Source organism: Marilutibacter maris (genome assembly GCF_006546735.2).
Taxonomy (GTDB): Bacteria; Pseudomonadota; Gammaproteobacteria; order Xanthomonadales; family Xanthomonadaceae; genus Marilutibacter; species Marilutibacter maris.
This window is the reverse complement of sequence record NZ_VICD02000325.1, coordinates 1-13,021: the sequence shown is the minus strand read 5'-3', so window position 1 is coordinate 13,021 and position 13,021 is coordinate 1. Positions and strand designations below refer to the sequence as shown.

The 13,021-nt window shown below is 70.2% G+C and carries 11 protein-coding genes; 8 read left to right on the top strand and 3 right to left on the bottom strand.

Features of this window, described 5'->3' with window-relative positions; genetic code table 11:
- The first annotated feature begins 359 nt into the window (after positions 1-359).
- Positions 360-1,115 (top strand): type 1 glutamine amidotransferase, encoded by a 756-nt coding sequence (locus tag FKV24_RS18190; RefSeq protein WP_141483400.1) that lies wholly within the window; start codon positions 360-362, stop codon positions 1,113-1,115.
- Positions 1,116-1,133: 18 nt separating this feature from the next.
- On the opposite strand, the gene FKV24_RS18185 is transcribed toward FKV24_RS18190, so the two are convergent.
- Entirely contained in the window at positions 1,134-2,009 is an 876-nt protein-coding gene (locus tag FKV24_RS18185) for a pseudouridine synthase (RefSeq protein WP_141483399.1), read from the bottom strand.
- Positions 2,010-2,168: 159 nt separating this feature from the next.
- On the opposite strand from FKV24_RS18185, the gene FKV24_RS18180 reads away from it, so the two are divergent.
- The gene (locus tag FKV24_RS18180) at positions 2,169-2,714 is read left to right on the top strand and encodes a YaeQ family protein (RefSeq protein ID WP_111268070.1); all 546 of its coding nucleotides are present in this window, start codon (positions 2,169-2,171) and stop codon (positions 2,712-2,714) included.
- 4 nt (positions 2,715-2,718) lie between these two features.
- Positions 2,719-3,927, top strand: coding sequence for a BaiN/RdsA family NAD(P)/FAD-dependent oxidoreductase (locus FKV24_RS18175; RefSeq protein WP_111266572.1), 1,209 nt, complete (start codon positions 2,719-2,721; stop codon positions 3,925-3,927).
- Positions 3,928-3,943: 16 nt separating this feature from the next.
- Here the strand turns inward: FKV24_RS18175 and FKV24_RS18170 are convergent, their stop codons facing one another.
- Both FKV24_RS18170 and FKV24_RS18165 read right to left on the bottom strand, forming a co-directional pair.
- Positions 3,944-5,734, bottom strand: a complete 1,791-nt coding sequence (locus FKV24_RS18170; protein ID WP_170288368.1) for a diguanylate cyclase domain-containing protein — start codon at positions 5,732-5,734, stop codon at positions 3,944-3,946.
- A 196-nt stretch (positions 5,735-5,930) separates the two neighbouring features.
- Positions 5,931-7,550, bottom strand: a complete 1,620-nt coding sequence (locus tag FKV24_RS18165; protein WP_249041090.1) for a serine hydrolase — start codon at positions 7,548-7,550, stop codon at positions 5,931-5,933.
- 270 nt (positions 7,551-7,820) lie between these two features.
- On the opposite strand from FKV24_RS18165, the gene FKV24_RS18160 reads away from it, so the two are divergent.
- The 5 genes from FKV24_RS18160 to htpG all read left to right on the top strand — a co-directional run bounded on the left by FKV24_RS18160 (position 7,821) and on the right by htpG (position 12,665).
- Positions 7,821-9,059, top strand: a complete 1,239-nt coding sequence (locus FKV24_RS18160) for a TIGR03862 family flavoprotein (protein WP_141483396.1) — start codon at positions 7,821-7,823, stop codon at positions 9,057-9,059.
- A 91-nt stretch (positions 9,060-9,150) separates the two neighbouring features.
- Positions 9,151-9,555, top strand: coding sequence for an ArsR/SmtB family transcription factor (locus FKV24_RS18155; RefSeq protein ID WP_141483395.1), 405 nt, complete (start codon positions 9,151-9,153; stop codon positions 9,553-9,555).
- 4 nt (positions 9,556-9,559) lie between these two features.
- Positions 9,560-10,117 (top strand): SRPBCC family protein, encoded by a 558-nt coding sequence (locus FKV24_RS18150; protein ID WP_111266577.1) that lies wholly within the window; start codon positions 9,560-9,562, stop codon positions 10,115-10,117.
- A gap of 94 nt (positions 10,118-10,211) precedes the next feature.
- Positions 10,212-10,661 (top strand): FKBP-type peptidyl-prolyl cis-trans isomerase, encoded by a 450-nt coding sequence (locus FKV24_RS18145; protein ID WP_141483394.1) that lies wholly within the window; start codon positions 10,212-10,214, stop codon positions 10,659-10,661.
- Between the two features lie 96 nt (positions 10,662-10,757).
- Positions 10,758-12,665 (top strand): molecular chaperone HtpG, encoded by a 1,908-nt coding sequence (htpG, locus tag FKV24_RS18140; protein WP_141483393.1) that lies wholly within the window; start codon positions 10,758-10,760, stop codon positions 12,663-12,665.
- Positions 12,666-13,021: the final 356 nt, after the last annotated feature.

Below are 13,021 nucleotides of genomic sequence, written 5' to 3'. Positions count from 1 at the left end.
CGCATCTGCGATGCGAATCGCCCCCTGACTCAGGGGGGAACGATATCCGGCTACGCCCGGATATCTCCCAAGGTTTGCTGCGCAAACCTTGGGCCCCGCCGGTGCGCCTCCACACCCCCATTCGTGCCTGCAGCACGAATCGCCCCCTGACTCAGGGGGCTGGGCTCTGCCATACGGCATCCCGTAGGAGCGGCGTGAGCCGCGATGGGCTTTCATGGAATGGCCACGGACCGCGGCTTGCGCCCGGCTGGCCGCTGGTTCCATTCGCTCATGACGACCTGGGCAGTCGTCATCTGCGCCGGCGCCGGTTTTGGCATAGTGGCCGGACCGTCCCGCCGCATCCTCCGCCACCGCTCCCCATGCCCCGCATCCAGGTCTTCCAGCATGTCGCCGCCGAGCCCCTGGGCACGCTCGACCCGCTGATCCGCCGACGCGGGCACCGGATCCGCTTCACCAACTTCGAGCGCGACCCCGACGCCGCGCCGACCATGGACCGCTACCGCGGCCTGGTGGTGCTGGGCGGGCCGATGAACGTCGACGAGTGCGACCGCCGCGCGCATCTGCGCACCGAGCTGCGCGCGATCGAACGAATGCTCGAGCTCGGCAGGCCGGTGCTGGGCATCTGCCTGGGTGCGCAACTGCTCGCCCACGTGCTCGGCGCACCGGTCCGTCGCCACCCGGCCCCGGAGGTCGGCTGGCATCCGCTGGCGACCACCGATGCCGGCCGCGGCGACCCGGTGCTGGCCCCGCTCGGCAACGCCGCGCCGGTATTCCAGTGGCACCGCTACAGCTTCGAGGTGCCGCGCGAGGCCGTGCACCTGGCCCGCTCGCCGCTGTGCGAGCCGCAGGCCTTCCGCTTCGGCGACAACGCCTACGGCTTCCAGTTCCACCTGGAGATGGACGAGGCCCTGATCGAGCGCTGGCTGGCGAACCCGCGCTATCTCGCCGAGCTCGCCGCCGACGGCCATCCGACCGATATCGAGACGATCCGCGCGCAGACCCGCCAGCACATCGCGACGATGAAGGCGCAGTCGGAGGCGGTGTTCAACCGCTTCCTCGATCTGGTCGGACGCCCGCAGCGGCGGATCACCCTGCCCTCGCGCGAGTTCGGTTGAGCCGGCCCGGAGCCTCGCTCAGCCGAGTCCGAGCCGGCTTTCGAAGCGACGCTCGCGCCCGTCCAGCGGGTCCTCGAACCGCAGCGACCGCGCCAGCAACTGCAACGGTCGTCCGAAGTCGTCCTCCGCCGGCACTCGCAACTGCGGATACAACGGATCGTTGAGGATCGGCGCCCCCAGCGCCGCCATGTGCACGCGCAACTGGTGCTTGCGCCCGGTCACCGGGCGCAGGCGGTAGTGCCAGATGCCGCCTGCGCCGCGGTCGAGCACTTCGATGCGGGTCTCGCTATTGGGCTCGCCAGGCGCTTCGGTCATGCGGAAGAACGGCTCGCCACGCTCGATCCGCGAACGGTGCAGGCGCGGGAAGTCCCCGCCCAGGCACGGCGCCAGCGCCTCATAGACCTTGTCGATGCGGCGCTGCGGGAACAACGCCTGATAGCGCGCCCGCGTCGCCGGCTCGACCGAGAACATCACCAGCCCCGCGGTGCCGCGATCGATCCGGTGCAGCGGTACCAGGGTGTCGATCCCGGTCCGCCGTCGCAGCCGCGACAACAGGGTCTGCTCGACGAACCCGCCGGCCGGGGTGACCGGCAGGAAGTGCGGCTTGTCGGCGATCAGCAGGTGCGCGTCGAGATGGACCACGCTTTCGGCGAAGGGAATCGGCGTCTCGTCGGCCACTTCGCGGAAATAGCGGATCTCCATCCCGACCCGGTAGCGGGCATCGGCGGACAGGGCCCGCCCTTGCGCATCCAGCACCCGTCCGCGGGCGAAACGCGACTGCCAGACCTCGCGCGGGATCCGCGGGAAACGCGCGCAGACGCCGTCGAGCAGGGTCGGCCACGGCCCTGGCGGCAGTTGCAGGCGGCTGGGAAGGGGCGGAGGCGTCGCGCTCACGATCGCGCCATTATCCGCGACCGGCCGCGTCGACGCGCGCCCTCCTGGCCCGGCTCTTCGCCCCGCCGGCCCGGGCGCGCGGAACCGGTTTCCCGCTCCGGCACCGCCGATCGCGTCCGCGGCGGCTAGAATGGCGCTCCTTTGCGCATCGAGCCGGACATGGCCCTGAATTCCACCGTGGTGAAGGCGGAGCTGCAGATCAGCGACATGGATCGGCACCACTACGCCACCCACGACCTCACCCTCGCCCAGCACCCTTCGGAGACCGACCAGCGATTGATGGTGCGGGTGGTCGCGTTCGCGCTCTACGCGAACGACCGGCTGGAGTTCGGCCGCGGCCTGAGCAACGAGGACGACGCCGACCTGTGGCAGCGCGACTACACCGGCGACATCGATCTGTGGATCGACCTCGGCCAGCCCGACGAATCGCGGATCAAGAAGGCCTGCGCGCGGGCGCGCCAGGTGGTGGTGGTCAACTACAGCGGAAACGCGGCCGACATCTGGTGGAACAAGATCGCCAATTCGCTGACCCGGCTGAAGAACCTCACCGTGCTCGACCTGCGCCCGGACACGGTCGACGCGCTGGCGGCGATCGGCAAGCGCGGCATGCGCCTGCAGGCACTGATCCAGGACGGCGAGCTGCAGTTGATGAGCGACCAGGGCAGCGTCGCGCTGCGACCGGACGTCCGCCTCGCCTCCCAGTGAGCGCATGAGCGCGCGCGCCCACGACCACTACGACCTGTTGATCGTCGGCGGCGGCGCCGCCGGTCTGATGTGCGCATTGACCGCGGGCGGGCGCGGGCGGCGGGTGGCGGTCGTCGAGCACGCCAACCGGGTCGGCAAGAAGATCCTGATGTCCGGCGGCGGCCGCTGCAACTTCACCAACACCGGCACCACCCCGGCCAACTACCTGTCGGCCAACCCGCACTACTGCAAGTCGGCGCTGGCCCGCTACACCCCCTGGCACTTCATCGAGATGGTCGACCGCCATCGCATCGCCTGGCACGAGAAGGAGCTGGGCCAGCTGTTCTGCGATGTGTCGAGCAAGCTGATCGTGAAGATGCTGGTCGACGAATGCGAGGCCGTCGGCGTCCGCATCCTGACCTCCTGCGCGGTCGAGCGGATCGGACTCGACGACGACGGCCGCTACCGGCTGGCCACCTCGCAGGGCGTCCTGCGCGCGCCGCGGCTGGTGGTCGCCTGCGGCGGCCTGTCGATCCCGAGCATGGGCGCGACCGGCTTCGGCTACGAGCTGGCCCGCCAGTTCGGCCACGAGGTGCTGCCGACCCGCGCCGGCCTGGTGCCGCTGACCCTCAGCGGCAAGCACCTCGAGCGCATGCACGGACTCAGCGGGCTGTCGCTGCCGGTGACCGCCAGCTGCAACGGCCAGTCGTTCAGCAATGCGATGCTGGTGACCCACCGCGGCATCAGCGGGCCGGCGATCCTGCAGATCTCCTCGTACTGGCAGCCCGGCGATGCCCTGCACCTGGACCTGCTGCCGGGCGAGGACGCGCTGGACTGGCTGCAGCGGCAGCAGGCCGCGCGCCCCGCCGCCGAACTCCAGACCGTGCTGTCGGACGCGATGCCCAGACGCTTCGCCCAGCGCCTGTGCGAGGTCTGGCTGCCGGGCCGCAGCGGGCATCGGCCGATGCGCCAACTCGACCCGCCGCAACTGAAGGCGATCGCCGCGGTGCTGTCGGCCTGGCCGCTGGTCGCCAGCGGTACCGAGGGCTACCGCACCGCCGAGGTGACCCTGGGCGGGGTCGACACCGACGGCCTGTCCTCGCAGACGATGGAGTCGCGGCAGGTGCCGGGACTGCACTTCATCGGCGAGGTCGTCGATGTCACCGGCTGGCTGGGCGGCTACAACTTCCAGTGGGCCTGGGCCTCCGGTCACGCCGCCGGCCTGGCCGCATGACCGACGCGCCGCCGCGTCAGCATTCCGCCGGCGGCCGGATGCAGTAGCGGTTGCGCCCGGTCTTCTTGGCGCTGTACAGGGCGGCATCGGCGGACGACATCAGGGTCTTGGCGTCGATCGCACCGTAGGCATAGGCGATGCCGATGCTGGTGGAGATGTTCAGGCTCGTACCGTCGACCTCGACCGGCCGCCCCATCACCTCGACCAGCTTGTGCGCGATCGCCACCGCCGCGCCCGGAACGTCGGCATCCTCGATCACGACCACGAACTCGTCGCCGCCGAGCCGCGCCGGGAGGTCGACCGCGCGCACGTTGTCCTGCAGGCGCCGGGCGAATTCGCACAGGACCCGGTCGCCGACCTCGTGGCCGTGGGTGTCGTTGATGCCCTTGAAGTGGTCGACATCGAGATAGATCAGGGCCAGCGGCTGCCCGTGCCGCCGCAGACGTTCCAGCGCCAGCGACATGCGCTCGTCGAACTGGCGCCGATTGGCGAGACCGGTCAGGGTATCGACCCGGGCGAGGCGTTCCAGCTCGCGCCGGCTCTCTTCCAGTGCCAGTTCCGCGGTGACCCGGCCGGTGACGTCGCGGGCGGCGGAAATGATCTCGCATCCTCCCTCTCGATCCGGGCTGGGAATCGGCTGCGTCACCGCCTCGACCCAGATGTAGTGACCGTCCTTGTGACGCACGCGGTAGGTGTCCGTCCTCGCCCGGCCGGTGGCGAGTACGCTGGCCATCGCCTCGGCCTGGTATTGCCGGTCGTCCGGATGGATCAGGCTCCAGCGCGATCCGAGCATGTCGGCCGGCTCCCAGCCGAGCATGTCCCGCGCCGACGGCGAGACATACAACCGCTCGCCGTCGGTGCGCATCCTGACCACGAGATCGTGCGAGAACTCCGCCAGCAGCCGGTAGCGGTGCTCGCTGTCGCGCAGGCACGAGGTCAGGCGCTTGCGCTCGCCCATCGCCAGGACCACCGGAATGGTCATCAGGCAGCCACTGGCGACATACAGCTGCAACAGCGCGATGCGCCCGGCGGTGTCGATGCCCTCCAGCGCCCACAGCGGCCCGTATCCCATCGCCGTGGCGACGCTGGAGATCACCGCCAGCAGGGCCACGCCCACGGCGAGGCCGGCGAAACCATGCCGGAACGCTCCCTGCAACAGCGGCGGATAGGCGAGGAACAGCAGCGGATACTCCAGCAGGAACACCGCGATGACCACCAAGGCCAGCAGCGCCATGCTGCCAAGGAAGCCGCGACGCCTGCCGGACAAGGTCGCCAGGCGCAGCCCTTCGCGTTGGACCACGACCGTCGTGGTGGCAAAGATCACCATCCCGAGCACGTGCGCCGCGTACCAGCTGAACAGCTCGCCCATGAACGAACCGCCATGGGCCATGATCGCGATCGTGGCGGCCGGCAGCCCGGACACCGCGCAGGCCAGCAGGGTGCTGCCGGTGGCGATGCCGCCGAGCCTGAGCCAGTTCCTGGGATCGCCGACATCGGGCACCAGCCGCCTGACGAAGCCGGCCACGATCAGCACCTCGACGAGGCCGCACGCGCCGATGGCCGCGGCGTACGCGACCGCGTCCCCGCACAACACATGGGCCACGACACCGGCCGCGAACCCGGTCAGCACGTAGCCCGGCCACTGCCGCGTCGGCCTGGACAACAGCCAACCGGTCAGGATGCCGTTGCCGATCCAGACCACCGACAGCTCGCCGGGCGCGCGCACCAGCGTCAGCGACAACCACGCGCTCGCGCCAACCAGCAGCGCCAACAGCGGATGGTCCAGCCAGAACGCCTTCCGTGTCATTGGATGGTCCATGACAGCCTCGCTCCGTTGACCGATTTCGCCCGCGGAAGTTCCTGAATCGGAGAGGCCACGGTTGTCACGCAGGCGCGACGGTTACGTCTGCCATGGTGCCCGCCACGCCCGTTACACCATGTCAAAACATCGCCGCGACGGCGCGACCACGGTCACAAACACGCACATCGACGGGAGCGCCGCACTAGCCGCGATCGGCCGTGGTCTCGTCCTGCGCCGTCTCGACCGGCGCCAGTCGCAGGTGCTGGAAATCGAAACTGAAATCGGTCAGCGGCGACACCGCCTCCATCCTCGCCTCGCGGACCTTGCCGTCCGGGTCCAGCGCGAAACTGACGAAGGCGTCGGCGTTCAGCCAGCGCTCGTCCCAGCGCACGATGAAGGTGTCGTGCTGCCAGTGTTCGAGGGTGCCGCGCAGGGCCGGGGTGCGGGTGAAGCGCATCCGCAACCGCTCGCCGTCGCGTTCGATCGCGACATCGCCGTACCAGGGGTCGCGGTAGGTTGCGGCATAGTCCGCCACTGGCAACGACGGCTTCGAGCGGGCGTCGCGCGCGGCGACGTGCTTGTCCCAGTCCTCGTCGGCCTTGCCGCGGCTGGCGGCCAGCGCGGCGGCGAAGGCCGCGTTCCAGTCGTGCTCCGTCGGGCTCTCCGCCGGCGCGCCCAGCATCGCGTCCAGCGCCCGCAGGGTGACCGCCTGGAAGGCGCCGCCGACCTCGGCATTGGTCAGCACGACGATGCCGATCCCGCGTTCGGGCACCAGGGTCAGTCGCGAGACCATGCCGGGCCAGCCGCCGGTATGCCAGACCAGTTTCTCGCCGCGGTAGTCGCTGAGGTTCCAGCCCTCGCCATAGCCGGAGAAGTTCGGCATCGCCGGTGCAAGCTCCGGTACCGGCGCCTTGCCGACCGCGCGCGGCGTCACCACCGTCCACATCGCCTGCTGGCGCTTCTCGCTGAACAAGCGCCGGGTCTCGCCGGCGGCGTCGTGGTAGCTGCCGCCGGCCAGTTGCATCCGCATCCAGCGGGTCATGTCGTGGACGCTGGAATACAGGCCGCCGGCGCCGGAGACGTTCGCCCAGGCCATTCGCGGCGCCGGCTGCAGGTCCTTGAAGTCGGCCTTGGCGTAGCCGGTGGCGATCTCGTCGTCGGCGCGCAGCGTGTCGCTGTTGAACCGGGTCGACGCCATGCCCAGCGGATCGAGGATGCGTTGCTGCAGGAACTGCGCGTAGGACTGCCCGCTGGCCGCCTCGATCACCAGTTGGGCGACGCCGTAGAGGATGTTGTCGTAGGCGTACTGGCCGCGGAAGCTGCCGTCGATCGGCACATGGCGCAGGCGTCGCGCGACCTCCTCGGTGCTGTAGTCGGTGGTCGGCCAGTACAGCAGGTCGCCGGCGCCGAGTCCCAGGCCACTGCGGTGCACGAGCAGGTCGCGTACGCGCATCTCGCCGGTGATGTAGTCGTCGGACATCCGGAACCACGGCAGGTGGTCGATCACCCGGTCGTCGAGCGAGAGCCTGCCCTCGTCGGCCAGGATCGACAACGAGGCGCTGGTGAAGGCCTTGGTGTTGGAGGCGATCGCGAACAGGGTGCGCGGCCCCACCGGCGCGCGGGTCTGCAGGTCGCGCAGGCCATAGCCGCGCTCCAGCACCACCTCGCCGTCCCTGACGATCGCCACCGCGATGCCGGGCACGTCGAAGGTCTCCCGGGTGGTTTCGACGAAGGCGTCGAAACCGGCCAGCTCCGCGGGCTCAGCCGCGGCCGCCGCCTGCATGGCCTCCTGTGCCCGCGCGGACGGCGCCGCCGCGAGCATGCCGGTCGAGGCGAGTGCGAGCACCAGCAGCGCGCCTCGCGACCAGCCTGCGGTCCGGTCCACGGCTGCGGAGCTCATGGCGGCAGGACTCACGGCGGCAGGGTCAGTGGCGGCACGATTGCGATTACCTGCTCGGTCCACGCTCCACCTCGTTCGAATGCACAAGCCGCCGACGATACCGCAAGTCCGCGCGCACGCCGGAGGGCCGGAAGTCGCGTGGCATCATGTGCGCCCGCCTCTCACCCGGCGATCACCGCACGCGCCCGCCCGATGTCCGTCGTCCCGACCTCCCTGCCCGGTCTCGCCGTGATCGGCGGCGGCCCCGCCGGCCTGATGGCGGCCGAAGTCGCGCGCGCGGCCGGCCTGGAGGTCGATCTGTTCGAAGCCAAGGGATCGGTCGGACGCAAGTTCCTGATCGCCGGCAAGGGCGGCCTGAACCTGACCCACGGCGAGCCGCGCCCCGGCTTCGATGCGCGCTATCGCGAACGCGCGGCCGCGGTCGGCCACTGGCTCGACGATTTCGATGCCGACGCGCTGCGCGCCTGGGCGCGCGAGCTGGGCGTGGACACCTATGTCGGCAGCTCCGGACGGGTGTTCCCGGACGACCGCAAGGCCGCGCCGCTGCTGCGCGGCTGGGTCCGGCGGCTGCGCGAACAGGGGGTGCGCTTCCATGTCCAGCACCGCTGGCGGGGCTGGGACGAGGCCGGCGCACTGCGGTTCGACACCCCCGATGGCGCGATCGCCACCCACGCGCGTGCGACCGTGCTCGCGCTGGGCGGCGGCAGTTGGCCGCAACTGGGTGCGGACGGGGCCTGGGTCGACGTGCTGCGTGCGCGCGGCATCGACATCGCCACGCTGGAACCGGCCAACTGCGGCTTCGACATCGGCTGGAGCGCGCACCTGGCCCGCCACGCCGGCGCACCGCTGAAACCGGTGATCGCGCACTGGCGCGACGCCGACGGCGAACACGCCCTGCAAGGCGAATGCGTGCTCACCGCGACCGGCATCGAAGGCAGCCTGATCTATGCGCTGTCGGCCGGGCTGCGACAGGCCATCGTCCGCGACGGCCAGGCCCTGCTCGAACTCGACCTCGCCGCCGGCCGCAGCCGCGACCGGCTGCGCGACGACCTCGCCCGCCCCCGTGGCAAGCGCAGCCGCGGCGAACACCTGCGCCGCGCCAGCGGGCTGTCGGCGGCCAAGGCGGCGCTGGTGATCGAGCATCTCGGTCCCAACGCGCTCGACGATGCCGCGCAGGTCGCGACAACGATCAAGCGCCTGCCGCTGCGGCTGCTGCGTCCGCGTCCGATCGCCGAGGCGATCAGCAGTGCCGGTGGCGTGCGCCTGCAGGCGCTGGACGAGGCGCTGATGCTGCGCGACCTGCCCGGCGTGTTCTGCGCCGGCGAGATGCTCGACTGGGAAGCGCCGACCGGCGGCTACCTGCTGCAGGCCTGCTTCGCCAGCGGCCTGCGCGCCGGACGCGGCGCCCGCGACTGGCTCCGTCGGCGCTGACCGCCCCCTGCCGGCGACCGCGGGTCGGGCGCGCCGCCGATATTTCACCTGATGGTTGACATTCGCCGGGCACGCGAATATCGTCAACCACATGGTTAACGATAACTCCCCCCAACTGGATGCCCTGTTCCAGGCGCTGTCCGACCCGACCCGGCGATCGATGCTGCAGGCGCTGGCGCGGCAACCGCTCAAGGTCGGCGAACTGGCGGCGCCGTTCCGGATGTCGCTGGCCGCCGCCTCCAAGCACATCAAGGTGCTCGAAGGGGCCGGCCTGATCCGCCGCGAGGTCGAGGGACGCACCCACACCTGCCATCTCAAGGCGGCGCCCATGCACGCCGGCCTGGAATGGATCCGCCACTACGAACGCTTCTGGAACAGCCGCCTGGATGCCCTGGAAGCCCTGCTCGAGGCGGACGATGCCGCCCCCTCCATCGCCCCCCCCACCCCCACCCCGCCCGCCTCTCCCAAACGGCGCAAGCGCAAGAACAAGGAGTGAGTCCATGCACACCGACAACGACGCCCTCGGCACCCTGGTCGCGGCCGACACCATCCGCCTGCAACGCACCCTGCCCGGCCCGATCGAGCGGGTCTGGCGCTACCTGACCGAGCCGGAGCTGCGCAGGCAATGGCTGGCCGACGGCGCGTTCGGCGCGCCCGGCGATCGCCATGAACTGGTGTTCCGCAACAACACGCTGACCGAAAACGACGCCGCGCCGCCGGCCAAGTACGCCGGCATCGCCGACGAGGCCCGCAGTCGCGGTCGCGTGATCGAATGCCGGCCGCCCGAGCGGCTGGTCATCAGTTGGGACGAGGACGACGCCGGTCTGGGCTCCGAGGTCGCCTTCGAACTGGAGCCGCGCGGCAGCGAGGTCGAACTGGTCCTGACCCATCGCCGCCTGCCGGGCCGCGACGCCATGCTCAGCGTCGCCAGCGGCTGGCACGCCCACCTGCGGGTGCTGATCGCACGTCTTGGCGAGCAGACGCCGCCCGGGCTGTGGGCCAGCTTCAATCAACTCGAAGCCGAGTACGAGCGCCTGATACCAAAGGCCGCGGCCTGAATCCGGACACCGTCGTCGCGCAGGTCCGGGCAGCCCCGACCTGCGCGCGCGCGGCGATGCGATACTGGCCGGCCCGCCGTGACGAGCCGTGCCCATGCTGCGCTCCGCCCTCCTCGCCTGCCTGCTGCTGTCCCTCGCCGCCTGCCGCGATCCCGGCCCGCCTGCCGGCGGCTCGGTCGCCGAGCTGCAGCGCATCGACATCCGCGAGGGCGACGGCGCCGTGGCCAAATCCGGCATGGACGTCACCGTCCACTACAGCGGTTGGAACTACGACCAGAGCCGGCCGGACCTGCGCGGCGAGAAGTTCGACAGCTCGCTGGACCGCGATGAGCCGTTCACCTTCCTGCTCGGTGCCGGGCGGGTGATCCGCGGTTGGGACGAGGGCGTGGCCGGCATGCGCGTGGGCGGCAAGCGCGAATTGCGGATTCCGTCGAACCTGGCCTACGGCAGCCGCGGCGCCGGCGGGGTGATCCCGCCCAACGGCTCGCTGGTGTTCGAGGTCGAGCTGCTGGACGTGCGCGAGCACGAGGCCGGCGCCCGCTGAGCGCGACCAGCGGCACCGTGCGGGCTTGAAAGGTCCGGCCGCGGGCCCATCTACCGACCTGTCCGCGCAATATCGTGCACAGGAGAGAGCCCCGCGATGAGCATCGAAACCCACAAGGAGACCCTTGGATTCCAGACCGAGGTCAAGCAGCTGCTGCAGCTGATGATCCATTCGCTGTACTCGAACCAGGAAATCTTCCTGCGCGAACTGGTCTCCAACGCCTCCGATGCGATCGACAACCTGCGCTTCCAGGCGATCGCCAGGCCCGAGCTGCTGGAGGGCCAGGGCGAGCCACGCATCCGCATCAGCACCGACAAGGACGCCGGCACCGTCACCATCGAGGACAACGGCATCGGCATGAGCCGCGACGAGGTCGTCGCCAACCTCGGCACCATCGCCCGCTCCGGCACCGCCGAGCTGCTGCGCGGGATGACCGGCGAGCAGAAGAAGGACTCGCAGCTGATCGGCCAGTTCGGCGTCGGCTTCTATTCCTCGTTCATCGTCGCCGACCGGGTCGAGGTGTTCACCCGCCGCGCCGGCCTGGCAGCCGGCGAGGGCGTGCACTGGAGCTCGACCGGCGAGGGCGAGTTCGAGGTCGCCAGTATCGACAAGGCCGAGCCGGGCACCCGCATCGTCCTGCATCTGAAGGAAGGCGCGGGCGAGTTCGCCGACGACTGGCGCCTGCGCGGCATCATCAAGCGCTACGCCGACCATATCGGCGCCGCGATCGAGATGCCCAGGCAGGCCGCCGACGAGGCCGGCGAAGACGACAACGCCGGCACCGGATGGGAAAGCGTCAACGACGCCAGCGCGCTGTGGACCCGGCCGCGCAACGAGATCGGCGACGACGAGTACCGCGCCTTCTACCAGCACATCGCCCACGACTTCGAGGACCCGCTGGCCTGGAGCCACAACAAGGTCGAGGGCAATCTCGAGTACACCTCGCTGCTGTACGTGCCCGGCCGCGCCGGTTTCGACCTCTATCACCGTGACGCCAACCACGGCCTCAAACTGTACGTGCAGCGCGTCTTCATCACCGACCGCGCCGACCAGTTCCTGCCCAACTACCTGCGCTTCGTCCGTGGCGTCGTCGATTCCGGCGACCTGTCGCTGAACGTTTCGCGCGAGATCCTGCAGAACAGCCCGGCGGTCGCTTCGATGAAGACCGCCCTGACCCGGCGCGTGCTCGACATGCTCGCGAAACTGGCCACCGACGACACCGACAAGTACGCGAAGTTCTGGGCACAGTTCGGCGAGGTGCTGAAGGAAGGCCCGGCCGAGGACGCCGGCAACCGCGAGAAGATCGCCGCGCTGTTCCGCTTCGCCTCCACCCACGACGACAGCGGCAAGCCCTCGGTGTCGCTGGCCGACTACCTCGGCCGCATGCACGACGGCCAGGACAAGATCTACTACCTGGTCGGCGAGAGCCATACCCAGTTGCGCAACAACCCGCACCTGGAGGTGTTCCGCAAGAAGGGCGTCGAGGTGCTGCTGCTCAGCGACCGCATCGACGAATGGATGATGGGATATCTGCAGGAGTTCGACGGCAAGGGCTTCGTCGACGTCGGCCGCGGAGACCTCGACCTGGGCAAGCTCGACAGCAGCGAGGACAAGGCCCGCCAGGAAGAGATCGCCAAGGCCAGCGAAGGCCTGGTCGAACGGATCAAGGGCGCGCTCGGCGAGCAGGTTTCGCAGGTGCGCGTGTCGCATCGGCTGACCGAGTCGCCGGCGGTGCTGGCGGTGGGCGAACACGACATCGGCGCGCAGATGCGCCATCTGCTGGAGGCCAGCGGCCAGGCGGTGCCGGAGTCGAAGCCGGTATTCGAGTTCAACCCCGAACACCCGCTGATCCAGCGCCTGGACCGGGAGGCGGCGGGCGAACGTTTCGACGCGCTCAGCCACATCCTGTTCGAGCAGGCGTCGCTGGCCGCCGGTCATGGCCTCAAGGATCCGGCCGGCTACGTCGGCCGCCTCAACAAGCTGCTGATCGAACTGGCCGGCTGACGCGACACATGGGGGCGTCCCGCCCCCATGCGCGCGACTACTCGTCCCGCAGGAGCGGCCTGAGCCGCGACGAGGCTCGCCCGCCAGGGCCCCTCGCGGCTTACGCCGCTCCTACAGGGGAACGATATCCGGCTGCGCCCGGATATCTCCCAAGGTTTGCTGCGCAAACCTTGGGCCCCGCCGATGCGCCGCCACACCCCCATTCGTGCCTGCGGCACCACGTGCCTACTTCTGATTCGTGCCTGTGGCACGAATCGCCCCCTGACTCAGGGGGGAACGATATCCGGCTGCGCCCGGATATCTCCCAAGGTTGGCTGCGCAAACCTCGAGCCCCGCCGATGCGCCGCCACACCCCC